The organism is Nonomuraea sp. NPDC050733, assembly GCF_040654215.1.
Lineage (GTDB): Bacteria > Actinomycetota > Actinomycetes > Streptosporangiales > Streptosporangiaceae > Nonomuraea.
Genome location: NZ_JBFAHO010000001.1, coordinates 131,744 through 154,904 on the forward strand (window position 1 = coordinate 131,744; position 23,161 = coordinate 154,904).

At 68.9% G+C, this 23,161-nt stretch carries 22 protein-coding genes; 11 read left to right on the forward strand and 11 right to left on the reverse strand.

The window, feature by feature from the left end:
• Positions 1–52 precede the first annotated feature (52 nt).
• Positions 53–469 carry an SRPBCC family protein gene (locus AB0H64_RS00580; protein WP_357618243.1) on the forward strand — a complete coding sequence of 139 codons (417 nt, stop codon included), beginning with the start codon at positions 53–55 and terminating at the stop codon, positions 467–469.
• A gap of 44 nt (positions 470–513) precedes the next feature.
• Here AB0H64_RS00580 and AB0H64_RS00585 read toward each other — a convergent pair whose 3' ends face one another.
• The 6 genes from AB0H64_RS00585 to AB0H64_RS00610 form a co-directional block, all read right to left on the reverse strand.
• Positions 514–882 carry a hypothetical protein gene (locus tag AB0H64_RS00585; protein WP_357618246.1) on the reverse strand — a complete coding sequence of 123 codons (369 nt, stop codon included), beginning with the start codon at positions 880–882 and terminating at the stop codon, positions 514–516.
• Positions 883–1,132: 250 nt separating this feature from the next.
• Entirely contained in the window at positions 1,133–1,654 is a 522-nt protein-coding gene (locus tag AB0H64_RS00590; protein ID WP_357618249.1) for a DUF6328 family protein, read from the reverse strand.
• A gap of 151 nt (positions 1,655–1,805) precedes the next feature.
• Positions 1,806–2,411: a hypothetical protein gene (locus tag AB0H64_RS00595; RefSeq protein ID WP_357618252.1), complete on the reverse strand. Its 606-nt coding sequence runs from the start codon at positions 2,409–2,411 to the stop codon at positions 1,806–1,808.
• A gap of 108 nt (positions 2,412–2,519) precedes the next feature.
• Positions 2,520–3,317, reverse strand: coding sequence for a hypothetical protein (locus AB0H64_RS00600; protein ID WP_357618255.1), 798 nt, complete (start codon positions 3,315–3,317; stop codon positions 2,520–2,522).
• Positions 3,314–4,537, reverse strand: a complete 1,224-nt coding sequence (locus tag AB0H64_RS00605) for a divalent metal cation transporter (protein WP_357618258.1) — start codon at positions 4,535–4,537, stop codon at positions 3,314–3,316. Before AB0H64_RS00605 ends, AB0H64_RS00600 begins: the two co-directional genes overlap by 4 nt.
• Positions 4,534–4,944 carry a hypothetical protein gene (locus AB0H64_RS00610; RefSeq protein ID WP_357618261.1) on the reverse strand — a complete coding sequence of 137 codons (411 nt, stop codon included), beginning with the start codon at positions 4,942–4,944 and terminating at the stop codon, positions 4,534–4,536. The genes AB0H64_RS00605 and AB0H64_RS00610 overlap by 4 nt, the downstream gene beginning before the upstream one ends.
• Positions 4,945–5,208: 264 nt before the next feature.
• Between AB0H64_RS00610 and AB0H64_RS00615 the strand changes: the two genes are divergently transcribed.
• Genes AB0H64_RS00615 through AB0H64_RS00630 form a run of 4 tightly spaced genes read left to right on the forward strand, consistent with a single transcriptional unit; the run spans position 5,209 to position 9,139 of the window.
• Positions 5,209–6,342: a mandelate racemase/muconate lactonizing enzyme family protein gene (locus AB0H64_RS00615; protein ID WP_357618264.1), complete on the forward strand. Its 1,134-nt coding sequence runs from the start codon at positions 5,209–5,211 to the stop codon at positions 6,340–6,342.
• Positions 6,343–6,346: 4 nt separating this feature from the next.
• Entirely contained in the window at positions 6,347–7,036 is a 690-nt protein-coding gene (locus tag AB0H64_RS00620; RefSeq protein ID WP_357618266.1) for a FadR/GntR family transcriptional regulator, read from the forward strand.
• Positions 7,037–7,039: 3 nt separating this feature from the next.
• The gene (locus AB0H64_RS00625; RefSeq protein WP_357618269.1) at positions 7,040–7,279 is read left to right on the forward strand and encodes a hypothetical protein; all 240 of its coding nucleotides are present in this window, start codon (positions 7,040–7,042) and stop codon (positions 7,277–7,279) included.
• Positions 7,280–7,333: 54 nt separating this feature from the next.
• Positions 7,334–9,139 carry a hypothetical protein gene (locus AB0H64_RS00630; protein WP_357618272.1) on the forward strand — a complete coding sequence of 602 codons (1,806 nt, stop codon included), beginning with the start codon at positions 7,334–7,336 and terminating at the stop codon, positions 9,137–9,139.
• A 42-nt stretch (positions 9,140–9,181) separates the two neighbouring features.
• Here the strand turns inward: AB0H64_RS00630 and AB0H64_RS00635 are convergent, their stop codons facing one another.
• Positions 9,182–12,061, reverse strand: a complete 2,880-nt coding sequence (locus AB0H64_RS00635) for an AAA family ATPase (RefSeq protein ID WP_357618275.1) — start codon at positions 12,059–12,061, stop codon at positions 9,182–9,184.
• A 119-nt stretch (positions 12,062–12,180) separates the two neighbouring features.
• Positions 12,181–12,555, reverse strand: coding sequence for a VOC family protein (locus AB0H64_RS00640; protein ID WP_357618278.1), 375 nt, complete (start codon positions 12,553–12,555; stop codon positions 12,181–12,183).
• Positions 12,556–12,648: 93 nt separating this feature from the next.
• On the opposite strand from AB0H64_RS00640, the gene AB0H64_RS00645 reads away from it, so the two are divergent.
• Positions 12,649–13,638: a YafY family protein gene (locus AB0H64_RS00645; protein ID WP_357618281.1), complete on the forward strand. Its 990-nt coding sequence runs from the start codon at positions 12,649–12,651 to the stop codon at positions 13,636–13,638.
• A gap of 229 nt (positions 13,639–13,867) precedes the next feature.
• On the opposite strand, the gene AB0H64_RS00650 is transcribed toward AB0H64_RS00645, so the two are convergent.
• A complete protein-coding gene (locus AB0H64_RS00650; protein WP_357618284.1) occupies positions 13,868–14,887 on the reverse strand; it encodes a LacI family DNA-binding transcriptional regulator in 1,020 nt (339 codons plus the stop codon).
• Between the two features lie 162 nt (positions 14,888–15,049).
• Between AB0H64_RS00650 and AB0H64_RS00655 the strand changes: the two genes are divergently transcribed.
• The 4 genes from AB0H64_RS00655 to AB0H64_RS00670 are packed head-to-tail and all read left to right on the forward strand — an operon-like array spanning position 15,050 to position 20,062.
• Positions 15,050–15,928: a sugar ABC transporter permease gene (locus tag AB0H64_RS00655; RefSeq protein ID WP_357618287.1), complete on the forward strand. Its 879-nt coding sequence runs from the start codon at positions 15,050–15,052 to the stop codon at positions 15,926–15,928.
• Positions 15,925–16,722 (forward strand): carbohydrate ABC transporter permease, encoded by a 798-nt coding sequence (locus AB0H64_RS00660; protein WP_357618290.1) that lies wholly within the window; start codon positions 15,925–15,927, stop codon positions 16,720–16,722. Before AB0H64_RS00655 ends, AB0H64_RS00660 begins: the two co-directional genes overlap by 4 nt.
• 5 nt (positions 16,723–16,727) lie before the next feature.
• Complete coding sequence (locus AB0H64_RS00665) at positions 16,728–18,725, forward strand: glycoside hydrolase family 43 protein (RefSeq protein ID WP_357618293.1); 1,998 nt, start codon at positions 16,728–16,730, stop codon at positions 18,723–18,725.
• Between the two features lie 38 nt (positions 18,726–18,763).
• Positions 18,764–20,062, forward strand: coding sequence for an ABC transporter substrate-binding protein (locus AB0H64_RS00670; protein ID WP_357618296.1), 1,299 nt, complete (start codon positions 18,764–18,766; stop codon positions 20,060–20,062).
• On the opposite strand, the gene AB0H64_RS00675 is transcribed toward AB0H64_RS00670, so the two are convergent.
• On the reverse strand, positions 20,059–20,304 hold the full coding sequence (locus AB0H64_RS00675; protein WP_357618298.1) for a TniQ family protein: 246 nt from the start codon (positions 20,302–20,304) through the stop codon (positions 20,059–20,061). The genes AB0H64_RS00670 and AB0H64_RS00675 overlap by 4 nt on opposite strands.
• A 314-nt stretch (positions 20,305–20,618) precedes the next feature.
• Here AB0H64_RS00675 and AB0H64_RS00680 point away from each other — a divergent pair, with 314 nt between their 5' ends.
• The gene (locus tag AB0H64_RS00680) at positions 20,619–21,443 is read left to right on the forward strand and encodes a S1 RNA-binding domain-containing protein (protein WP_357618301.1); all 825 of its coding nucleotides are present in this window, start codon (positions 20,619–20,621) and stop codon (positions 21,441–21,443) included.
• Between the two features lie 602 nt (positions 21,444–22,045).
• On the opposite strand, the gene AB0H64_RS00685 is transcribed toward AB0H64_RS00680, so the two are convergent.
• A complete protein-coding gene (locus tag AB0H64_RS00685; protein WP_357618303.1) occupies positions 22,046–22,876 on the reverse strand; it encodes an NUDIX hydrolase in 831 nt (276 codons plus the stop codon).
• Positions 22,877–23,161: the final 285 nt, after the last annotated feature.

The following is a 23,161-nucleotide window of genomic DNA, read 5'->3' on the forward strand; positions in this document are numbered from 1 at the left end:
TAGATCGTTTGCCCCCGCGGGCGGCGGGTAGGGCCGGGGCGGGGGTGTTGAGATGGCAGAGTACGAAGCGACGCGGGAGATGCCCGCGACCAGTGCGACGGTCTTCGAGGTGGCCTCCGACGTGGGGCTCGTCAACCAGTGGCTGCCGCACGGGCTGATCGTGCGCGACAGCGGCGCGGGCACCGTGGAGGCGGCCGGCGACGTGGTGCCGGGCGGCGGCGAGCACGAGGGCCTGTTCGGGGCCTCGGCGGACCAGCTGCGCGTGGAGTGGGGCGGGCGCGACCACCCCGGTTACGCGGGCTGGCTGCAGGTCTCCGACCGGGGCGACGACGCCAGCGAGGTCACCGTGCACATCTCGCTGCTCGACGAGCCCGAGGAGCAGACGTCGCAGGAGCGGCGCTCGGAGGTGCGGGCCATGCTGGACGAGTCGCTCGACCGGCTGGCCGGCGAGGTCGCCCGGCGCGCCTGAGCGCCGGGGTGGTCCCAGCCGGCCGCCGGTGCAAGGTCCTGTCGTCAGGCGTCCTCGCGGTCCGGGTTCTCCAGGCGGAAGAAGTTGCTCTCCTTGCCGTCCTTCGTGTGCTCCTGGTAGATGAAGTTCAGCTTCCGCTCGTCGAACGTCCTGAACCAGTCGTCCCAGGAGATCTCCTGGAGGTCGCCGCCGCCGTAGCCGGGGAAGTCGAACCTGAGCACGCCGGGGTGTCCCCCGTGCTCCGTGCCCGGCACCGTGGCGGGGCGGGCCTTGCGGTGCTCGGCCCACTGGCGGATCACGTCGTGGTCGGTGGTGACGAGGCTGCGGCCGGGCCGCTCCTCGTGCTCCTCCGTCGAGTCGATGTGCTGCTGGTACTTGTGGTCGCCCTCGACAGGCCGGTTCTGCTCAGCCACGATTCCCCCCGGTGTGTTTCGCCTGGTGACACGTGTTCCCGGGTCCGTTACCCCGCATCCCCTACGGCATGCGTCACGGCCCGGGAGCCCCGGTGGCGACCCGGGATCCCCAGGGGGAACGTGGGGGCCGCCGCCGCGCCGGCCCGGGGCACGGCGGCTGGGCCGCCCTCGGCTCGTCTCGTCGCCGGCCGCGGTGAGCGGGGCGCGCAAGACGCGTCCTCCCCCCTTATACGGTGCCGCGGGCCGTTCGTCACCTCCCGGTGCGCCTGGGCGCGTGCGTGTCGCCGGAACCGTCGGCGCCCGTGGCGTTCTCCGGCGTACGGGACCGGTCGAGCGCCGGCTGCCCGAACCACGCCCACGCCGCCAGCAGCGCGACGACCCCGGCCGTGACCATCCCGAGCGCGCTGTGGAACAGGAAGTCCACCACCAGCATGGTGGCCGCGGTCATCGACACGGCCAGCGCCAGCGCCCCGGCGATCCCGTACGCGTTGGAGCGCCGTACCAGCGTCTCCTTCAGCCCCCGCCGGAACAGCACCCGGTGCTGCGTCGCCGGCGCGATGTAACAGATGGAGGCGACGGCCGCGCTGACCAGCGCCACGTAGAACAGCCTCCGGTCACCCTCCCCCAGCCGGTCGAAGCCAGGCGAGAACGGCACGGTGAGCAGGAACGCGAACAACACCTGGACCCCGGTCACCGCCACGCGGGCGCCTTGCAGCAACTCGACGAAGTTGCGGTCGGCGCGCTCCTTGCCGGACTCCAACTCCTGATCCACCTGGGCCGCCCTTCCACTTCTTGCCGTCACGCGGACGTTCTTCGCTGACCTCGCGCCTCGTCTTTCCGGGCGCGGGGCGGCGAAACCTCCTCCAGGAGCGGCGGAGACGCGCGGCGGGCGAAGCCGCTGATCAAGGGCCGGGCGGCGCGGGTCAGGGCGAGTAGAACCAGGGCTCGCGCAGGTCGTGGTAGACCGGCGCGCCCTCGAACTGCCCCATCAGCTCCTCGAACGCCTCACGCAGCCGCGCCGGCGGCTCCTTGCTCTCCCCCTGCCGTGCCTCCCCCTCGGAGGTGAAGTACGCGGTCTCGACGTACCCGCCGTCGGCGGACACGGCCGCCAGCCCGCCGATGAGGTCGTTCCGGAACCCCGCGAGGTCCGGCTCGCTGCGGCGCAGCACCTCCCGCACGCGCTCCGGCTCGCGGACCCGCCCCTCGATCACCTGGACGAACCCGGCCGAGTCGGAACCTCCGCGCAGGTACACCTCGACCTGGTCGCAGTCGTGGAAGGCCACCTCGCCGGAGAACAGCTTGGCTGTCTCCATCCACCACTGGGTCTGCTCCGGCCGGTCGGAGTTGCGCCGCGCCTCCTCGCGCGACCCGAACCGGGCCACGGCCACCAGTGTGCCGTCGGCGGTCACGCCGGCGGTGGTGCCGAGCCAGCCGTGCGAGCCCGGCGCCAGGTCGCGGGCCCACCGGTCCAGCGCCTGGCGGGCCTCCGTCACGTCGGCCACCCGTCCCTGGAAGACCTGGACGAACATCGCCGCCCCCCCTCTCCAGGCTCCCTCGCCTGTCCCCCACCACGCTAGGAGCGCCCGACTGGCGGGTCGACCGGCCGGGTCCCTCGAGGGCCCCAAGAGTTGGTGACGCTATTCCCGCCGGGGGTCGGGCTCGTAGAGGTCGCTGAGCGGGGCCAGCCGCGCGGTGGGCACGTTGAGCCGGAACGCGGGCTTCCCGGACTCGGGCCGCGGGTACTCGGGCGTCTCCACCTGCTCCCACCGGACCAGCTTGGCGCCGGCGAACCTGCTGCGGAGGAAGGCGCTGACGAGCCAGGGTGCCCGGCCGCCGGGCCCGCGCTCGTAGCCGAACAGGCGGGATCGCCACCGGGGCACCACGATGAGGTCCGCGACGGCGAACGCCTGCTGCACCTGCCGCAGCAGCGGGCCGTCCTGCCGCAGCCGGATGTCGGCCACCCGGCCGACGGGCACGCCGTCGGAGTCGATCACCGGCCGGTCGAGGAGCGCGCTGAGCCGCGCCGCGGGGACCTCGCCGTGGCGCGCGGGGTCCTTCCGCTCCGCGGGGTCCCCGCCGCTGCCGGGAATCCTGGCGACGATGTTCTGCCTGGTCCAGGTCTCCAGTGCGGGCTCCTCCGGCTCGCCCCCCACCTCGACGGCGGCGCCCAGCTCGGTGACCAGGTGCATGGGGATGCGCCACGGCTGGGGGCGCTCCTGCGGGCTGAGCAGCTCGGCGACCGCGACCATGAGCCGGCCGGGGATGCCGCCGAGGCGGGGGCCGAGCGCCAGCGGGCCGGCCAGGATCGCGCTCACGTACGGCGGGTCGCCGGTCAGCTCCAGGTCGTCCACCTTGCAGACGAGCCTGCCGGTGGAGACGCGCACCACCTGCCGGTCGAGCAGGTGCAGCCCGGCGTGGATCTCTCTGGCTCTCATTGGCCCGCCTTCGTCGCGATCATGAGCGGGATCGCCGCCACGGCGACCACGCCGAGGAGCAGCATGTAGACGGTGCCGAGTGCGTTGGTGAACCTGCCGTTGACCCGCTCGCCCATGTAGTCGGGGTCGTTGGCGATCATGAGGACGGGCAGGTACGTCAGCGGCAGGGCCGCGGCCGAGAACACCAGCGAGTACTCCGTCACCATGATCGGGTCGATGGTGGTGAGGATGAGCGCGGCGGCCAGGACCACCGTGACCAGCAGCACGGTGTGGAACCTGGCGGCCTCGACCGGCCGCACCAGCTTGCCCCACTGCCAGCCGAAGTACTGGCCGAGCGTGTAGCCGCACGACAGCGCGGTCTCCAGGGTGGCGCCGAACGTGGCCGCGAACACGCCGAGGATGACCAGCGCGAGCCCGAGCTGGCCGAGGCCCAGGCCGACCGGCAGCACGATCTGCGCCAGCGAGTCGACCTGGGCCTGGACCGGCAGGAAGACGGTGGCGGCGCAGGCCGCGATGGCCAGGGACAGCACCCCGCCGAGGGGGAAGCCGACGAACACGTTGGCCCGCGACACGCTCAGGTCCTCGCGCGTCCACTTCTCCTCCACGCCGCCGGAGGAGAAGAAGAACACCTCGTACGGCGTCATGGCGCCGCCGAGCAGGGCCACGGCGTAGAACCAGTACGTCGGCGCGCCCTCGGCCTGCGGCGGCGAGGTGAGCTGACCCGCCAGCTCCCCCCAGTCGGGCCCGAGCTTCCACAGCGCGACGGCGAACACCACGAGCACCAGCCCGAGGAGCCCGAACACCCGCTCCATGGTCTCGAACTTGACCCGCCACATCACCAGCCAGGCGACGAGCGCCACAGCCGGCACCCACAGCAGGTAGTTGACCCCGGTGGCGAGCTCCAGGGCGAGCGACGCGCCGCCGATCTCCGCGGCGAGCGTGAGCAGGCTGACGAAGAACGACGCCCCGAGGTTCACCACCCCCGCCCTCGGCCCGAGCCGTTCGCGTACGAGGTCGAAGACGGGCCGCTGCGAGACGGCGGCGATGCGGCCGGACATCTCGGCGAACAGGCAGATCCCGACCACGCCGACCACGACCACCCAGGCCAGCGACATGCCGAACCTGGCGCCCACGAGCGCGTTGGCCACCAGGTCGCCGATGTCCACGAAGCCGCCGAACGCCGTGAGGATGCCGAGCGTCACGGCGAAGATCTTCTTCACCGCAGCTCCTTCGCCAGCTTCTCCAGCCGCGCGGCGGCCTGGTCCGGCTGCTCGACGCCGCCCCGCCGGACCTCGATGAGCAGCTCGTCCACCTCGTCCTGAGCCTGCTGGAGCCGCTCCAGCGTGCGGTCGCGCACCTCGTCGGAGGCGTCGGAGGGCGGCTGCACGCCCCCGAACTGCTGGGCGAGGGCGCCGAGATCCGTCGCCGCCTCGGTCAGCACCACCTTGAGGTACGGCCGGTGGAGCTCGCCGGAGTGCTGGACGGCCAGCCGGACGACCTCGACGGTCGACACCACGGACTCGGTCGTCTGCTGGGCCTTGAGCGCGTAGTCGTGGTCGTCCCAGGCCGGGCTCACGCACCCGCCGAGCATCAGCACCAGTGCGGCGGCGGCCAGGAACGCCCTCATGAACGCCCGCGCAGCAGGAAGTAGGCCAGCACGCCGAGCAGGGTGAGCAACTGCGCCCATGCCATGAGCAACACCAGCCCCTCATCGGTCATGGAGGCAGGCTTCCCTCAGACGGCGATCATAGTCTCACGGGCATGGTCACACGGATTCTCAGCTCAGGCGGGTGTCGCGGGCGACCTTCTCCCAGGCGGTGATCTCCGCGCGGACGGCGTCGAGGTGGCCGACGAGTTGTCCGACAACATAGCGAGTCGTATGATGACTAGCATGATGTCTGCCTCCGACCGCATCACGTGGGTGCGGCTGTCCTCCGCCTATCTCCCTCTCGACACCCCCGTCAGCGACGCCAAGGTGCTCACCGGGCGGCAGCGGCCGATGACCGAGATCGCGTTCCTGTTCGCCGAGATCGGGACGGAGAGCGGCCACGAGGGCGTCGGGTTCGGCTACTCCAAGCGCGCCGGCGGCCCCGGGCAGTACGCCCACGCCCGGGAGATCGCCCCCGAACTGCTCGGCGAGGACCCCAGCGACATCGCCCGCCTGTGGGACAAGCTGGTCTGGGCCGGTGCGTCCGTCGGGCGCAGCGGCCTGGCCACGCAGGCCATCGCCGCCATCGACGTGGCGCTGTGGGACCTCAAGGCCAAGCGCGCCGGCCTCCCCCTGGCCAAGCTCATCGGCGCCCACCGCGACTCGGTCCGCTGCTACAACACCTCGGGCGGCTTCCTGCACGCCCCCGTCGAGCAGGTCATGGACAACGCCACCGCCGCCCTGGAGCGCGGCATCGGCGGCATCAAGATCAAGGTCGGCCATCCCGACTCGCGGGTGGACCTGGCCCGCGTCACCGCGGTCCGCGAGCATCTGGGCGACGCCGTCCCGCTCATGGTGGACGCCAACCAGCAGTGGGACCGCCCCACCGCCCAGCGGCTCGGCCGGGCGCTGGAGCCGTACGGGCTGGTGTGGATCGAGGAGCCGCTCGACGCCTACGACAGCGCCGGCCACGCGGCGCTCGCCGCCTCCCTCGACACGCCGATCGCGACGGGCGAGATGCTGACCAGCGTCGCCGAGCACGCCGAGCTCATCCGCGCGGGCGCCGCCGACGTCATCCAGCCCGACGCGCCCCGCATCGGCGGCATCACCCCGTTCCTGCGCCTGGCCGCCCTCGCCGAGCACCAGCGGCTGCAGCTCGCTCCGCACTTCGCCATGGAGATCCACGTGCACCTCGCCGCGGCGTACGCGCTGGAGCCGTGGGTGGAGCACTTCGAGTGGCTGGAGCCGCTGTTCGAGGAGCGCCTGGAGATCCGCGACGGCCGCATGCTGGTGCCCTCGCGGCCCGGCCTCGGCGTCACCCTGAGCGAGCAGGCCCGCAAGTGGACCGCCGACCAGTGCGAGTTCGGCGGCCGGTAGCCCGATGACCAACCGCACGCAGCGCCTCGTCGACACCCTGACGGCCCGCATCAGGGAGGGCGTGGTCCGGCCCGGCGAGCGCCTGCCGACCGAGAGCAGCCTGGTCGAGACGTACGGCGTGAGCAGGACCGTCGTGCGTGAGGCGATCTCCCGGCTGCAGGCGGCCGGCCTGGTCGAGACGCACCACGGCCGGGGCACCTTCGTCCTCGCCCGACCCTCCACGAACCGCTTCCTGGCCGGCCCCGGCGGGGAGGCGACACTGGAGGACGTGGCGGGGCTGCTGGAGTTCCGGACCGCGTTCGAGGTGGAGGCGGCCGCGCTGGCCGCCCGCCGCCGCACGGACGCGCAGCTCGCGGACCTGCGCGAGGCCCTGGACGCGTTCGCCGGGGCCGCCGACCACCCGAGCACGGCGGTCAACGCCGACTACCGCTTCCACCTGCGCATCGCCCTGGCGACGGGCAACCACCACTTCGCCGACCTGGTCTCGTCGCTCGGGCCATCCATGATCGTCGTTCCCCGGGACCGCCTCGACCCGGGCGGCCGCTTCGCCGGGATCGTGGCGGAGCACGAGAACATCTACGGGGCGATCGCCCGGCACGACGCGGACGCGGCGCGGGCGGCGGCCCGCGTCCACCTCTCCAACAGCCACACCCGCCTCCTCCAGTCACAGCCGCCCCCGGACACCGGCGGCTGACCCGTGCACGAGCTCCTGAGATCGCCCGACGGCACGGTCACGCTGTCCCCCCTGTGCCTGGACGACGTGGACGCGCACCTGGCCGGCGAGGACGACGAGCTGGTGCGCTATCTCAACGGCGGGCCCGGCACGAGGGCCACGGTCGAGGCGTACATCCGGCGGTGCGTGGACCAGTGGCGGGCAGATGTCGGGGTGGTCAGGTGGACGACACCTGATGTTAGCGATCCCACTGGCGGCGGATGATGCGGGCAGCACCTGCGCGCCCCCTTTCCATCGCACCAACAGGAAGGCTCGTCCATGCGACTTCCCCGCCGGTTCCGGAGATGGCGCACACTCGGGCGGCTGGGCCTGATCGGGCTCGTGACCGCCCTCTCCGCGGCCGTGCTGGTCAGCGCTCCGGCAAGCGCCGGGCCGCCGGTCCCCCTGCCGACCACGCCACCGACCAGACCGACGTTCAAGCCGGTCCCCCCGACGCTCCCTCCGCCCACCGTGCAGCCGACGCCGCCACCGACGCCCCCTCCGACGACGCTGGAGCCGTACACGATCGCTGGGGTCGGCGACAGTTACACGGGTGGTGAGGGCGCGAGCAGGAACAGCGTCTACTGGAAGGCGAGGCCGGACGGCGTCGACGAGTGGCGGCACATATCCGGCCTGGCCCCCCTTCACGCGGCCTGGGCCTTCCTGGAATCGGGCCGCTATCCCGTCGGGACGTACACGCTCGACCCCACCCAGATACGCACCACGTGGGGCGGCGACAAGTTCATCTTCAACGCCTCGTCGGGAGCCAAGACCAAGCACCTCACGCAGCCGCAGTACGAGAACGACGACAAACCCGACCCGGCGCAGATACGGAACGCACCCCAGCTCCAGGGCATCCCGGGGGACACCAAGATCGTCTACTTCGGGCTCGGCGGCAACGACGCCGGCTTCGGGTCGCTGCTGGAGACCGCGGTGAAGGTGTACTACGAGGACGGGATCCTGAGGCCCTCGAGCTGGGTGCACAACCAGATGACCGCCGTCCGGCTGGAGGTGGGCCGGCTCCTGAAGCGGATGCCGCAGGTCTCGGCGAACGTCGAACAGGGCCTGGTGGAGACGCACAACGTGGCGCAGCAGGCGGATCTCGTCGTGGCTCTCTACCCACTGGCCGTCAAGCAGTCCGGCAACGGCGACATCAAGCAGATCGCCGGGCCGACCCTGGACCTGATGTATCCGTTCGCCACCGAGGTGAACAAGGCCATCAAGGACGCGGTCGATCGGTTCCGCGCCAGGTATCCGAACGTCAGGGTCCACGTGTTCGACCCGAACACGGCGGGACCGAACGGCAGCAGCGTGGTGGCCGGCCACGAGCTCGGCCAGGTGGAGCCGTACTTCACCGGACTGAGGCCCCGCTACCGGCTGCTGGGGCAGTTCAAGCTCTTCAAGATCAACCAGGAGAGCTTCCACCCCAACGAGGTGGGGGCCGTCGCGATCGGCAGGGCGCTGGCCACCTGGATGGCCAACGAGTTCCCGGCGCTCTTCCCGAACGGGCCCGACTTCTCACGTGTCAACGTCGACGCGCAGGCCTCCGCCGACGACCCGGTCGCCGACCAGGCGCTGGAGGAATGGGTGAGCGCCCACCCCGAGGAGGCGTGCGACGGGAGCGACATCGACAGCATCTGCCACTTCATCGGCCCTGACGGTGAGGTGACGGTCCCGACCGAGGTGCTGGACAATCCGATCCCGCTGCTGCCGATGCCGGGAGCTCCCGTGGTCGGCGGCGGGGGCGGGGGAGGCAGTGGCGGCGGGCCGGCGCCCTCGACCTGGATTCCCGCCACCTACAGCAGCGCGCCGTCCATCCCCGCGGGCGGCCCGATCGACAACACCCCCACGGGGGATCCCTGCGAGATCAAGGCCAAGGACCCGGGCGAGCCGGGCCTGCAGGTCTCGACGTCCACGCTGAGCGGTGGGGGGCTGCAGAAGCCGATCGACCTCGTCTGGGTCACCTTCAACCCCAGGACCGTCAGGCAGGACCCGTGTCAGAAGGGGGAGAAAGTCGACCCGGACAAGATCCGGGACGCGGCGGAACAGTGGTTGAACACCGGAACCCTCCCCGACGACTTCTGACCGGCATCGGACGACACGGACGACCGGAGGCTCCGGTCGTCGTCATCCGGCTGCCGGGATGTCGCCCTGGCCGGCCATTCGCCTGGCCAGCGCCACCCGGGACCGCACGTCGAACTTGCTGAAGATGCGTGCCACGTGCGTCTCGACCGTCTTCTGGCTGAGTTGGAGACGCTCGGCCACCTCCCGGTTGGTCAACCCCTGGCTGACGAGCTCCGCCACCTGGTGCTCGCGCGCGGTCAGCGCCGGCGGGCCGGCGGCTTTCCGCGCCGCGTGCCGGGGGCCGCGCGCGGCCAGCCGCCGCTCCGCCCGAGCCAGCTGACCGGCGAGCCAGTCGGCACCCGACTCCCGGTAGGCGGCCTTGGCCCGGCCGATCTCGGCGCGGGACGACGCCACGTCTCCCATGCGGCCGTGGACGGTGGCGAGAAGCTGATGGGCCAGGCCGCGCTCGGCGACGGCACCGCTCTCGGCGAACCGCTCGGCGGCGATCCGGGCGGCAGCCGCGGCTCCGGCCAGGTCGTCGTGGCCGCACAACGCGCGGGCGCGGGCGTCGTACGCGATCCCGACGCGGTAGGCGGAACCACCTTCAGCGGCGGCGACCGCGGCCGCCGACCGGCGGAGCGCGGTGCCGACGTCGCCCTCGGCGCCGGCCTGGAGCGACTGCACGGCCAGCCGCTCCACCTCGGTGTCACGGGTGAGAACCGATGGCAGCGGCGGCGCGTGCCCCGGCTGCGCACGGCCGGCGGCCAGGCGGACCCGCGCCGCGGACAGATGCGCCATCGCCTGCCACCAGGCCGAACCTGGAGCCGCCTCGGCGAGCCGGTCGGCGAGCTTCATGGCGGGACCGGTGCCGTGCCGCCACAGCACCGGTAACAGCATGACGCAGCGGGCCATCGCCAGGGTCTCGCTGCTCTGGATGTACTCCGACGCCGTGGCGGCGTGGTTCGCGGTCTCGATGGCCTCCGCCAGGCGGCCGGTGCGCGCCTGCTGGTGGGCCTGGGCGATGAGCAGGTAGGGCATCGCGTAGCTGCCGCCGGACATCGTCGCGAGGTCGACCCCACGGGCGAGGTGGCGCTCGGCGTCGCCGGGCCGCTGCAGAAGGATTTCGGCCCACGAGAGCGGCGCGACGAGTTCCACGTGCGACACCAGGGCGTTGTCCGACACGCTGTCCATCAGCCAGCCGGCTCGCCCGCTGTGCGCCCGGCCCGCGGAGATGTCGCCGTCCTGCAGGCACGCCAGGGCCAGCACCGCGTACGTCGCGGCGCTGAGCACCGGATCGGCGGTCTCGGACAGGAGCGCGACGGCTTCGCGCGCGTGCCGGCGGGCCTCACCCGGGTCCGCCCGAAGCACCGCCACGCAGGCGCGCTCCAGCAGGAGCTGGGCGCGCAGCCGCCGGTCGTGCCCGGCCCGTCCGGTGTGCGCGCTCAGCAGGGCGCGTGCCTCGTCCAGCCGGCCGAGCAGCCGGGAGATCACGGAGGAGAAGGCCACCGCCGCCGCGGCCACCTCGTGCGGCAGGTGGATGACCTCGTGCAGGATGCGCCGACTCTCGGTGAGCGAGCCCATCACGCCGGTCCCCTTCGCCAGGCAGGTGAGCAGGTGGCCGCGGTACGGCACGAGGTCGTCGCGTTCCGGCAGCACCCGCAGGGCGTCGCGGAGCAGCCGCACGGCGGTCGCCGGCGCGGAGTCCAGGTAGGCGATGCCGGCGTCTGCCAGCGTCCGGGCGGCCTGCTCGTCGCCGTGCTCGGCGTACCGCTCGGTGTGGTGGGCGAGCAGTGCCAGCGATCCGTCATTGCCGCGCAGGTAGCCGGCGGCCCGCGCGTGCGCCGCGACACGCCAGCCCGGGCCACAGGTGTCGTACGCGACGCCGCGTACCAGCGGATGGTGGAAGGCGAACCGGGCGCCCGCCAGCGTGCCGAGCCCCTGGCGGCACAGCTCGTCCACGGCGGCGGCGGCGGTCGCGGCGTCGAGCTCGGCGACGTGGGCGATCACGACCGGCGAGGCCAGCTCTCCGGCGACCGCCGCCGCGTGGGCCGCCCGGCGGGCCGCCGGCGTGAGCCGGTCCAGCTCTCCGCGCAGCACCGCCAGCAGTGCCCGCTCCAGGGCGAGCGCCGCCCCGGGCCGCCCGTCGGCCAGCTCCGCCAGGGTGTGGTCGTCGACGTCCAGCAACGCCTGCAGGAACAGCGGGTTGCCGCCGCTGACCCGGTACATCAGTGTCCGCCGGCGCGGGTCCGTGCCGGACGGCATGAGCAGCGCGACCGCGTCCTCGTCGAGCGGGGCCAGGCTCAGCCGGGTGACGCGCCGATCCCGCCGGGCGACGGCCTCGGCCACCATCGGCGGAATCATGGACGACCGGCAGGCGACGGCCAGCAGGAATCCCGCGGCCGGCGGCCGGCGCAGGAGGAACTCGGTCAACTCCAGCGACGGCCCGTCCGCCCAGTGCAGGTCGTCGAAGGCCAGCACCACGCCACGGTCGGTGGCCAGATGGCTCAGGAGCGCTCGAATGCCCCGATAGGTGTGATAGCGATCCAACCGGCCGCGCTCGGTGTCGCTCGACTCACCCGCCGACAGCAAGGTACGCAGCGCCGCCTCGGCGAGGTCACCGGGTCCGGCGCCGCCCGGCTCGTCGTGCTCGTCGGACATCCGGGTGAAGGCGTCCACGTACATGCCGAACGGGACGAGCCGCTCGAACTCGGTGGCGCTGCCGGCGAGCACGGTCCGCCCGGCCGCGTGCGCCCGCTCGATCAGGTACGCGAGCAGCCGGGTCTTGCCCACTCCCGGATCACCGTCGATGAGGAGCAGCCGGCATTCCCCGGCCGCCGCACCGGCGACGGCCTCCTCGATCCGTGCCGTCTCGCCGGCTCGCGCGACCAGCTCGGACCGCTGCTCCCGGACAGTTCCCGGCGAGGCCGACCTGTCATCGGTCATGGCATCCTCCGGTCCGTCCGGCGATCACGCCAGGACCCGTCGCACGGTCAGTGAAGGGTGCGAGATCGATGATCATATGGATCCGGGTCGGTGTCCAGGGGCCCTCTGCCGCGATGCCGTCAGGCGGTGACCGGGGTGAAGAAGTTGACGAGGTTGCCGTCAGGGTCGCGGAACAACAGCGACCGGTTGCCCCAGGGCATCGTGGTGGGCTCGTTGACGAAGTCGGTGACGAAGCCGGCCAGGTTCTGGTGCACATGGTCCACGTCGTCCACCCGGAACTCGATGATCACGGTGTGGTTGTCGGCCGGGCGGGCGGAGCCCGGCGCGAAGAGCGGGACGGTGCGGGTGCCGGCGATGGCGAGGGTGGCGCGGGATGTCCGGAGTTCGGCGAAGTCCTCGGTGGACCAGGCCGCCCGCACCCCCGTGGCCTTCTCGTAGAACTCGACGAGGCGCGCGACGTCGCCCGTGATGATGCGGATCGAGACGAAGTCCATGGGTGTTCTCCTGGGTTCGGGAAGTGGTGGCACCTCGCACGCTAGAACAAAAACTGGACAGAATCGGTCCAGTATTGTCGCTAGGCTTCGAGTATGTCCCGACCCGCCGGCCGCGTGCTCAGCCTCCTGGAGCTGCTGCAGTCGGGCGGCGTCCGCACGATGGCCGAGCTCGCCGACCGGCTCGGCGTCGACGGCCGCACCGTACGGCGGTACGTCGACCATCTGATCGACCTCGACATACCCGTCGAGGCGGTGCGCGGCCGTCACGGTGGTTACCGCCTCGCCCCGGGTTACCGCCTGCCTCCGCTCATGCTCAGTGACGACGAGGCGCTCGCCGTGCTGTTCGGCCTGATCGCCGGCCGCCGGACGGGGTTGACGACCGCGGCCGGCACGGCGAGTGAGACGGCTGCGGCCAAGATCCGGCGGGTGCTGCCCGAGCGCCTCGCCCGCAGGCTCGACACGGTCCTCGAATCCCTCGCCTTCACCGAACCGCCCGGCGAGTTCACCACCCCGGACGCCGGAGTCCTGCTCACGATCGCCGACGCGGTGCACCACCACCGGCCGGTCTCGATCAGGTACACCGACCGCGACGACCGGCGCCGCGACCGCACGCTGCACCCGTACGGGATCGTCACGCACTCGGGCCGGTGGTACGTCACCGGCGCCGATCCCGAGATCGGCGAAGACCGGACCTTCCGGCTCGATCGCGTCACGCACGCCAGGACCCTGCCCGGATCGTTCGAGGCGCCCGCCGGACCGGACCCGGCGCAGCGCGTCCTGTCGGGGTTCGCCACGGCGGCCTACCGGCACGAGGTGACCCTGCGGATCCACGGGACGGTCGCGCAGATTCGCGCCCGGCTTCCCGGCAGCGTGGCGACCATCACGGAGCCCGCCTCCGCGGCAGGCTCGGATCCGGCGACCGAGCGCTGGCTGCATGTCGAGCTCCGGGTGGAGCGGCTCGACTGGCTGCCTCCGCTCCTCGCCGCCCTCGACCGGCCGTTCGTCATCGAGCACCCTGACGAACTGCGCGACCTCGTCCTCGCGCTCGCCGATCGCCTCGCGTCCAGCGCCCGCCGAGCCTGATCGGCGAGCCGGCTGTCCTCATGAGCGCCCAGCCGGTGCTCGAATGCCTGTCGCCGGCGGACACCCAGCTGCCAGCTTCGATGAGTCCGGAGAGACAGTGATGTCTGGATGAAGCGAAGATGACAGTGGAACCTGCTTCCGACCTGGGGCGCCGCCACTTCGACGGGCGTCCGCACATGCCCCGCCCTCCCGGCCGCCGTTGACCGAACCCTGCAGGCGTCTGAAGAAACTAGTCCGGGATGCGTGGCAGCTCGTGATCGACGATTCCGAACGGAAGCACGAGGTGTCCCCCGGGGACGGGCGCTCGCTCGGCGCCAAGGATCAGGTCGAGGATGCTCTCAGACACTTTTGCACTGTTCGGATCGACGCTCGCGAACTGCGCCGTCGAGAAGCGGCCCTCCTCGATGGCGTCGAAACCAACAACCGCAACCCTGCCGGGCACGGAGACGCCGTGGATGGCGAGAGTGTAGAGGGCGCCGAACGCAAGCGTGTCATTGAAGCAGAACAAGCCATCGAAGTCCGCGCGTGCCGCGAGAAGGCGTTCCGCGGCGGCCGAACCTTCGGCACGGTTGAACTCGATGACCCAACCCGTAAGCGAGGGGTCAGGCGCGATCCCCGCATCGCGGAGCGCACGCCGGTAGCCCTCCATACGCATCTTGCTGGTGGCGGTGGAGCCGCCCTCCTGCGCTCCGATGACCGCGATCCGCTGTCTTCCCTTGCTCAACAGTAAGTGAGTAGCGGCACGCGCGGCCTCGATGTTGTCCACGCCGACATGCGGGTTCTCAGGGGTCGCGAGACCGTGACCGTGCTCGCCGATCAGTACGAGGGGCAGTGCGCTCCTGCGCTTGGCGATGTCGTCGGAGCTCAGTCGGAGCGGGCTCATCACGATGCCCTCGAGCTCGGGCATTCCTTCTCCCTCGAGGAACGCCCGCTCGGTCTCCAGGTCCCCGTGCGTCTGCCAGACGACCACTGTGACGCCGCGCCGCTGAGCCGATGTGAAGAACGCGGAGGCGAACTCGGCGAAGTACGGTTCGCGCAGGTCGGGCATGCCGAGTGCGACCAATCCGCTGGAGCCGGTACGCAGTTGCCGTGCGCTCCGGTTCGGCCTGTAACCCAGCTCGTCGATCACCGCCAGGATCTCGACACGCTTCTTCTCGCTGACCGCACCGGTCCCGTTGACCACGTTCGACACGGTCTTGGCGCTCACTCCCGCGCGTCGTGCGACATCGATCAGCCTTACACGAGCCACGTTCTCTCCTATGCGGTCCGGGTTCAGGATGCGATCAGACGGTTGACCACCCCAACACTGGATGTTAATGTCACCGGCACACCAGATTCAACGTTGAACCAAGAGACTCCCTCTCGCTCCCCCCGATCTATTCAACGTTGAATCAGAAAGGATCGACGCGGCGTGAGGACGCTGGCCGGGCGAATCTCGCCCTATCTCTACATCCTGCCCATCGTGGTGATATCAGGTGCCCTTATCTACTACGCGATCAGCTTCACTGCGTATGCCAGCTTCACCGACTGGAATGGCCTGCGGAGGATGGATCAGATCGGGCTGGAGAACTACCGCAGCCTGTTCGAGGACCGCACCTTCTGGATCGCGCTGCGTAATACCCTCATGTTCTTGGTGGTCACGGTCTCCGTTCAGACTGCTCTTGGCCTGGTCATTGCGGTCATCTGCAAGGAACGACTGCCTGGCAGCAGCCTTTTCAAGGCCATCTTCTTCCTGCCGATCTCCATGGCACCGGCAATCATCGCGACGGTGTTCAAGTACACGCTGGAGACGAACTACGGTTCGCTGAACGAGATGCTCCGCACACTGGGAATCATCGACCAGGGCGCCGTCATCGAGTGGCTCGGCGCAGACCTCGGCGTCTGGTCGATCATCGCGATCAACGTCTTCCAGTGGATGGGCTTTTCGATGATGATCTATTTCGCGGGCCTGATGTCCATCCCTGAGGAGCAGTACGAGGCAGCCGATCTGGACGGCGCTGGATGGTGGCGCAAACTGTTCTCGGTCACGATCCCATCACTACGCGGGACGACGAATGTCCTGATCATCCTCGGCATCGTGGGTTCACTGAAGACATTCGACATCGTATGGCTCACCACCGAAGGGGGGCCAGGTGTCTCGACCCACTTTCTGTCCACGTTCCTCTACCAGGAACGCGCAAATCGCAACGCGGGATACGCATCGGCGATCGGCATGGTCATTCTGTTGGTCGCGTTCATGCTCGCAGTTCTTCAGGTAAAACTGTCGAGCCGGCAGAGGCGAGAGTCATGAGCCAGCGGATCTCGGCCAAGATGGCCATGTACGCGGTACTGATCTTCCTTGCGATCCTATGGATCTACCCCATTGGCGTCGCGATCTACAAATCAATCAGTGCGGGCGGCTGGAACAACTACTCAGTGGTGCTCAACCACCCCACGTTCGGCTACTGGAAAGCAATCGCGAACTCATTCCTTCTGGCCGGTGTCTCCGCCGTGACCGTCATGCTGATCGCATCGTTGGGCGGTTACGCGTTCTCGAAGATGCAGTTTCCGGGGAAGAACGCCATCTATTACGGCCTCCTCGCCTGCATGGCCGTCCCGGTGGCCTCGCTGATCACCCCCCTGTTCTTCAGCATCAATTCGATCGGCCTGCGGGACACCTACGCCGGCGTGATCATCCCGCTCATCGCCTTCAACGCGCTGATGATGTTGATGATGATGCGCAACCATTTCGATTCCGTGCCCAACGAAATCATCGAAGCGGCGCGTCTCGACGGGGCCGGAACATTCCGCATCTATTGGCAGGTGCTGATGCCGGTGAGCGGACCGGTACTGACCAACGTCGTTGTGCTGTCGTTCGTGTTCTGCTGGAACGAGTACCTGCTCCCGGCCCTGTTGCTGACCGACCAGGACAAGTTCCCGGTGACACAGGCCATCTCTCTCCTGCAGTACGACCGCATGAGCCAGGAGCAGATCTCGCAGCTGTACGCCGGTCTCGTACTGATGACCGTCCCCTCAGTCGTGATCTACCTGTTCAGCCAACGGTATCTGCAGGCAGGCATCACAGCGGGCGCGGTGAAGAGTTGAAATCGATGACGACCCGCACTTACCACAACCCGCTCGGGTACGCCGACGGCGTCGCCCGCACCGATCCGGACCCGTTCGTCCTTCGCTTTCGCGGCCGGTACTGGTGTTATTCCACGGGTGAGCACGGTGTCAATCTCTCCACATCGATCGACCTGATCACGTGGCACCGCCTGGGTTTCGCCTTTGCCGTCCCGGGCCGAGCTCATTACTGGGCCCCGTGCGTGATCTACGCCGACGGACTGTTCTGGATGTACGTCTCCCACCGCCCAGAAGGCTGCGAGGACCCTCACCAAGAGATTCTCCATGTCGCCACCAGCCCGCGGCCCGACGGACCGTTCGAGACCAGACGGCGCCTGTTCGACACCTTCTCCATCGATCCGCACGTTGTACGCGATCCGGCCTCGGGCGACTACGTCATCTTCTACTCGACCAATGACGTCACTGGACTCGACCATGACGGCACCGGCACCTCTATCGTCGTGGACCGCCTGATCACCTTGGAGGAGCCGGCAGGATCACCGCGCCCCGTCGCTGTCCCGACACTGGAACAGGAGCTCTTCGAGCGGAACCGGTTCGGAGACGGCCGCGACTGGTACACAGTCGAGGGCGCCACATACTTCACTCATCGAGACCAGGCATACCTGACCTACTCGGGCAACGCTTACGTCGGCGAAGATTATTTCATTGGCTACGCGCATGCCTCGCTGACTCGCGGTCCCGCAGAATTGGAATGGGCCAAGTATTCCCGCAACGGCGAGTGGTCGCCGCTCGTGCGCCGCGACAACAAGGTCGAAGGCACGGGACACAACTCGATCGTGCTCGCGCCCAATCTCGTTGACGACTGGATCGTCTACCACGGCAGGGATGCCACCGTCCCGCTCGATCCTCAGCGGGAGGAGCGCGTGATGCGCATCGACCCGCTCTTCTACGACGGCGGCCGACTGACCACGCCGGCACCGACCTCCGCATGCTCTCCCGCGCCCCCTGTCGCCACCTTTCAGGACGATTTCACCGAGCCGGACCTTGTGTCGGGGTGGACGGTCGTCGCCGGCGAGGTCACCGTTCTGCCGGCCGAGGGCCAGGGACCCGGAGTACTTCGCACCGGGCGTGATCTGCTGACTCTTCTCGCACATGAGCGGCAACTCACCAGCCACGTACTGGAAGTGTGGGTGCGGGCGGAGCGCAGCGACGCGGGAGCACGCTTCGGCGTGATTCCGGTCTTCCACGACCGTACTGACTACATTGCGGTGCTCGTTGACGTGGCAACTTCCAGCGTCGAGTTGTGGCGCCGGCACGGCGACATCTCCCGCAGCGTCGCTCGCGCGGAACTCGGCCGATTCGATCCGTCCGCCTGGCACGAACTGCGCGTTGTGCGGACGTTCGACGAGGTCATGGTGCGGCTCGACGGTATGGACGTGCTGTCGGCCTCGACCGGTGATGACACAGCGGGAGGTGTCGGGCTCCTGTCCATAGGTACTCACGCCGAATACACGGCGCTCGCGTTCACCGAGCACCTTGACCTGTGGGGGCAACAGTTGGCTCACTTGTCCCGGCTCTTCCGTGCGAACCGCCCTGTCGACGTGCGCTCGGACGGGCTGGCCGCCACGGGGCGACGTCCGCTGATGCTGGAATCTGTTACGCACGCTCCCGGTGTCTTGTTCGAGCACGAGATCGAATTGATCGCTCCCTCTGGATACGCCGAGCTGCATCCGGTGGTCATCGACGGGACGTCGGTCGTGCACGTACGGATCGACCGGCGCATGTGCCACATCAACCTGTGTCAGGACGGCGCGCCCCGACAGGTCATGGACTTCCCCCACCCCCATCCCAGGGGGACCGTACGCACCATCGTGAACCCTGGCGCCGTCGTTGTCCGGGTCGGCGAGAACGAGGTGGCGTTGCCACTCGAGGTCGCCGGCCGGTTCGGGCAGCGCGTCGAGCTGTCGGGAGCGGCACTCCGGGGCTTCCGCATGACGTCGATCGCCGAGAGCGATCGGCGCTGAACCACCGGCATCACAACCCGCAGGAAGAGAGGATCGAAATGCGTGGCAATGCTCGCAAGGCGCGGCTGGCCGTAGCGCTCGTCGCGGTCGGTGCAATGGCGCTCACGGCGTGTGGCGGGGCGGAGGAAAAAGCCTCCACGAACGGCAAGGTCAAACTCACCTTCAACACCTGGCTTCCCACTCAGGACAATTGGCCTGCTATCAAGGCGGCGTTCGAGAAGGAGAACCCGGACATAGAGATCGACTTCATCCGCGATGAGGATTTCGACGCCTACAGGACGAAGCTGGACAACAAGCTCCTTGCCGATGAGATCCCAGACGTCTACGGCATTCAAGTCGGCGCATCGTTCGACGAGTACGCCGACTTCGCGATGCCCGTCAAGGACTACGCGGGAGACTGGATCGCCAGCGTCAAAGCCGGGTCACGCAAGGAGACCACGACGACGAAGGGGGTCGAGGCAGCCGTACCGATCCTCAACGCCGGCATGGAGTTCTACCTCTACAACAAGACCCTGTTCGACAAACTCGGCCTGACGCTGCCGAAGACCTACGATGATCTCCTCAATGTGGCGAGGACAGCCGGCAAGGCCGGCTACGCACCGTTCGCGATGGGCGCCGCAGACACCTGGCACGCTGCGGACTTCTTCGTGTGGCTGAGCAACCAGTACGGCCAGGGCGGGGACATCTACAAGGCGGCCGAGGGCAAGATCCCCTGGGACTCCGAGAGCCTTACCAGCGCCGCGAAGGACTGGCAGAAGCTGTTCACCGACGGCGTGTTCCAGAAGGGGGCGGTCACCACGACCACCTACCCCTCTGCCCGCGATGACTACTTCCTCAAACGAAAGGCGCTGGCCATGCCGACCGGCTCGTGGCACGTCGGAGCGGCCCTCAGCACCAGCCCGGAAGTGCCGGGCAGCGCCGTCGACAACGATGAGATCGGCATGGCCGCCTTTCCCGCGATCGGCGAAACCGATGCCGGCGCCACATCGGGTGTTGATTTCGCCCTGGCCATCGGCAGGGACCTCGACGGCGCCAAGAAGACGGCTGCGGCAAAGTTCGTCAAATTCATGGCGGTAGGTACCGGGCAACAGCTCTGGGTCAACACGCTGCAGGGCTTCCCGGCGGCCAACGACGTGTCGGTCCAGCTCAACGGCTCCGAGTCGAAGCTCGCGACCTCCAGCGTCGATCTCGTAACCGAAGAGCTCAAGAACAGCAAGTATCCCCGCAAGCTCTCCGTGTCCGGCAAGGACTCCCTGGAGAAGGACTTGGGTGTAGTCCTGCAGAACATCGCGAACGGGGCCGATCCGTCAAAGGAACTCGCTTCGCTCAACGGTTAGCCGGCGCTGGTGAAAGCATCGGTCATCGCCTGCAACGATCTGAAGCTCAGGCCTGTAGCAGCCTCGATCGCTCTGTACGTCTTCGGTGTCGCAACGATGCCGTACGCCAGTGAACGGACCTCACTTGACGCGGGTACGTCAAGCCCTGACGCCTCGACCATCGTCCACGACGGACATCCGTTGCGCAGGGCCATCCGATCGACCCACGACGCGAACGACTCGCCGTACGCCGGTGCCACCACCAACGCCAGCCGCCGGGGCCGAACCTCCTGCCGTGCACGCCTCTACTGCCAACCCCGATGGCCCACTGCCATGCCGCTTCCCTATGGCGTGACGCACTCCCATCTGCGCGACCGTCAGACAAGTGAGTGTCTGGACCCGGCGAAGATGACAGTAGGACCAGCTCCTGACCTGGACACTTTCACTTCGATGGGTGTCGAGATGTTAGTGCTCGCGTCATCGAAGTCGGCAGTGCGCAGCCGAAGATCAAGTGCCATGAATGTGCGTCGGTTGGGCACAGGGGCTTCAGGGCTCGAACTTGTCTAGTCTTGGAGCCATGGGGACCGTGGAGGAGGAATCGTCCCTCGCCGCGTTCCTGAGGACCGTGAACGTCGGCGATGTCCTCGCCGGAACCGTCGCAGAGATCACGCGATCGGAAGCGACCGTGCTTCTCGACGCTTTCGCCGGGGCTCCAGTCGGTGTCATCGGTCCGCTCGATCTTTCCTGGGGGTCCTTCGGGGGCTCGGCCGCCGACATCCTTGAAGTTGGCGGTCGGGTCTCTGCCGAGGTGATCTCCGTTGATCTTCCCGAGCGACAGGTTCGGCTCTCGCGGTCTGCGACCGAGAACCCCCGGCTATGGGCGTACCTGAAGTCACTGCGTCCGGGACAGCAGCTGTCCGGCACCGTGGCGGCCATCGAACGCTTCGGCGTCTTTGTCGATCTGGACGACGGACCCGACCACCCCGTCTTCCCCGGCGTCGGCTTCATCACCATGCCGGAGCTGTCCTGGCACCGCTTCGAGGACCCATCCGAGGTCGTTTCCGTGGGAGAGCACATCACCTGCGAAGTCCTCGTCTTCGACACCCATAACGGCGAAGCCCGCCTATCGCTGCGCGCCACCCAGCCGGACCCGTTCCAGCAGTTCGCGCGCCGCGTTCACGTGGGGCAGATCCTGCACGGCCCGGTCACCAAAGTGGTGCCCTTTGGTGCCTTCATCCGTGTGGCAGACGGCATTGAAGGCCTGATTCACCTCAGCGAACTCACCGCCCCGACCCCAGAGGTGTCAGGCGACGCGGTTCAGGTCGGCGACGAGGTCACCGTGATCATTATCGAGATCGACACGCTGCGGCGTCGGCTCGCCCTGTCTCGCCCGATGGTCTAGGAACCACGGGAGTCCGACGCCTCCCGGGCAGTGAGGAATTCATCCAGCAGCGTGAACAGGACCCGGATGACCTTGGCCTCCTCTTTACGGGTCAGTTCCCACTGCTCCCACCCGTCGGGGAGAGCGATATGGCGCACCTGCCATGCCAGCCATGGTTGCAGTCCTGGCCCCGCCGAGCGACCAGCCACTCCCGCCAGCCGCTCAAACCAGGACCTCCATGACGCAGCGCGTGCTGGTCATAACCGTCCAGGAAGCCCTCAACCCCAGTAAGCCTCGATCCCACCACGAACATGCCCAACCGCTTGGCCACGTGGGCGAAGTACTCACGCTCGCTCATCCCCGCCAGGTTCGCCGTCACCACTCCGCCTCCCGACACACCGCCAACTCGATTTTGACGGCAAGCATCACCGAGATGTGGGCACTGTCCCCGAAGGTCTCACGCATTCGGATGGGCTCCGGCGCCACTTGTGGATCTTGCCCACCGGTGGCGCCGGCGGTAGCTCCGGAGCCCGCTCACCCTCCGTGCACTCAACCATGAACCGAGCCGGGTGCGAGTGCGCGGATCTGCCGATGAGCGCGCACCCCTGGCTTCCGGAGCGACGTCACGTGACGAGCACGGCGGTGAGCATCGAGAGATACGACTCATGTGCGAGACGCAGGCTGTCAAGGTCGGACGTCTCGAACCACGCCACAGCGTCGTGCTCGTCCGGCGCGGCGTTGACGGGTGTTCCGGTCCACCTGTCGACCAACCAGATCTGCATGTCGAACGTCGCGGTCCGGATCTCATGCATCGGCGGGCTGGACGGCTCCGATGCCGTGATTCCCAACTCCTCCCGAAGCTCGCGGACAAGGCTCTCTTTCGGATCCTCCCCCTCCTCGACATGACCGCCCGGCAGGTCCCACACGTCGGGATACCAACGGCGCCCGGCGCTTCGATGACACAGCAACACCCGATCGCCGTCGCGAAGAACGGCCGTCACGATCCGGACCGGACCGGAGTCGTCAGCGGAGATCGTCATCGGCACATTCTGACCCATGCGGATCTGCCGCAGACAAGGCGCGTCCCGCCTCCGACACCCGTCACCGTGCGTGAGCGGTGCGCCGGCCGACGACAGGAGCTGCGCGCGGTAGTCGCTCACCCCCACCATCTCGCGGCGATAGGCCGCCAACGCCAGCACGTTGATCGTGCGCTGCCGCCCGGGTGGCTCACCGACCAGCTCATAACCCCAGCCCGCCACTGCGCAGCAGGCCGCCACCCGCTCAGCGGTCGCCTTCACTTTCGCGTCGTTCACCGGCTGCCCCGTCGCACGGAAACGCGGCATCTCGGCCAGAGATCCACCAGCAGCATCCGATGCCCGGGACAAACCGCCGCCCAGCCCAGCTTCCACCAGACCGGCCACGCTCCGCCCGAAGCCGCCAGGCACGTCGGGCATGCGCGGCTGCCGAAGAACTGCGCCCACTCACGGCCCTCTGCCAGGCGGACTGAGTCCTTTTCCCCACGCGGACACCTGCCAGATCCACAGCCGAACCGTCGAACACCTCCAGGTGCATCCCACGCACGATCTCGGCACTCACGCCTGTAGCAGCCCCGATCGCCCCGCAGGTCTGGGCAGAAACAACTGTCACTGGAGTGACGTAATCGCAGCTGCGGTTGCTCGCCGCCTTCGAGACCGATGTGCTGGCAGGGGCGGCGCCGTTGCCTGACGGCAGGCCGACCT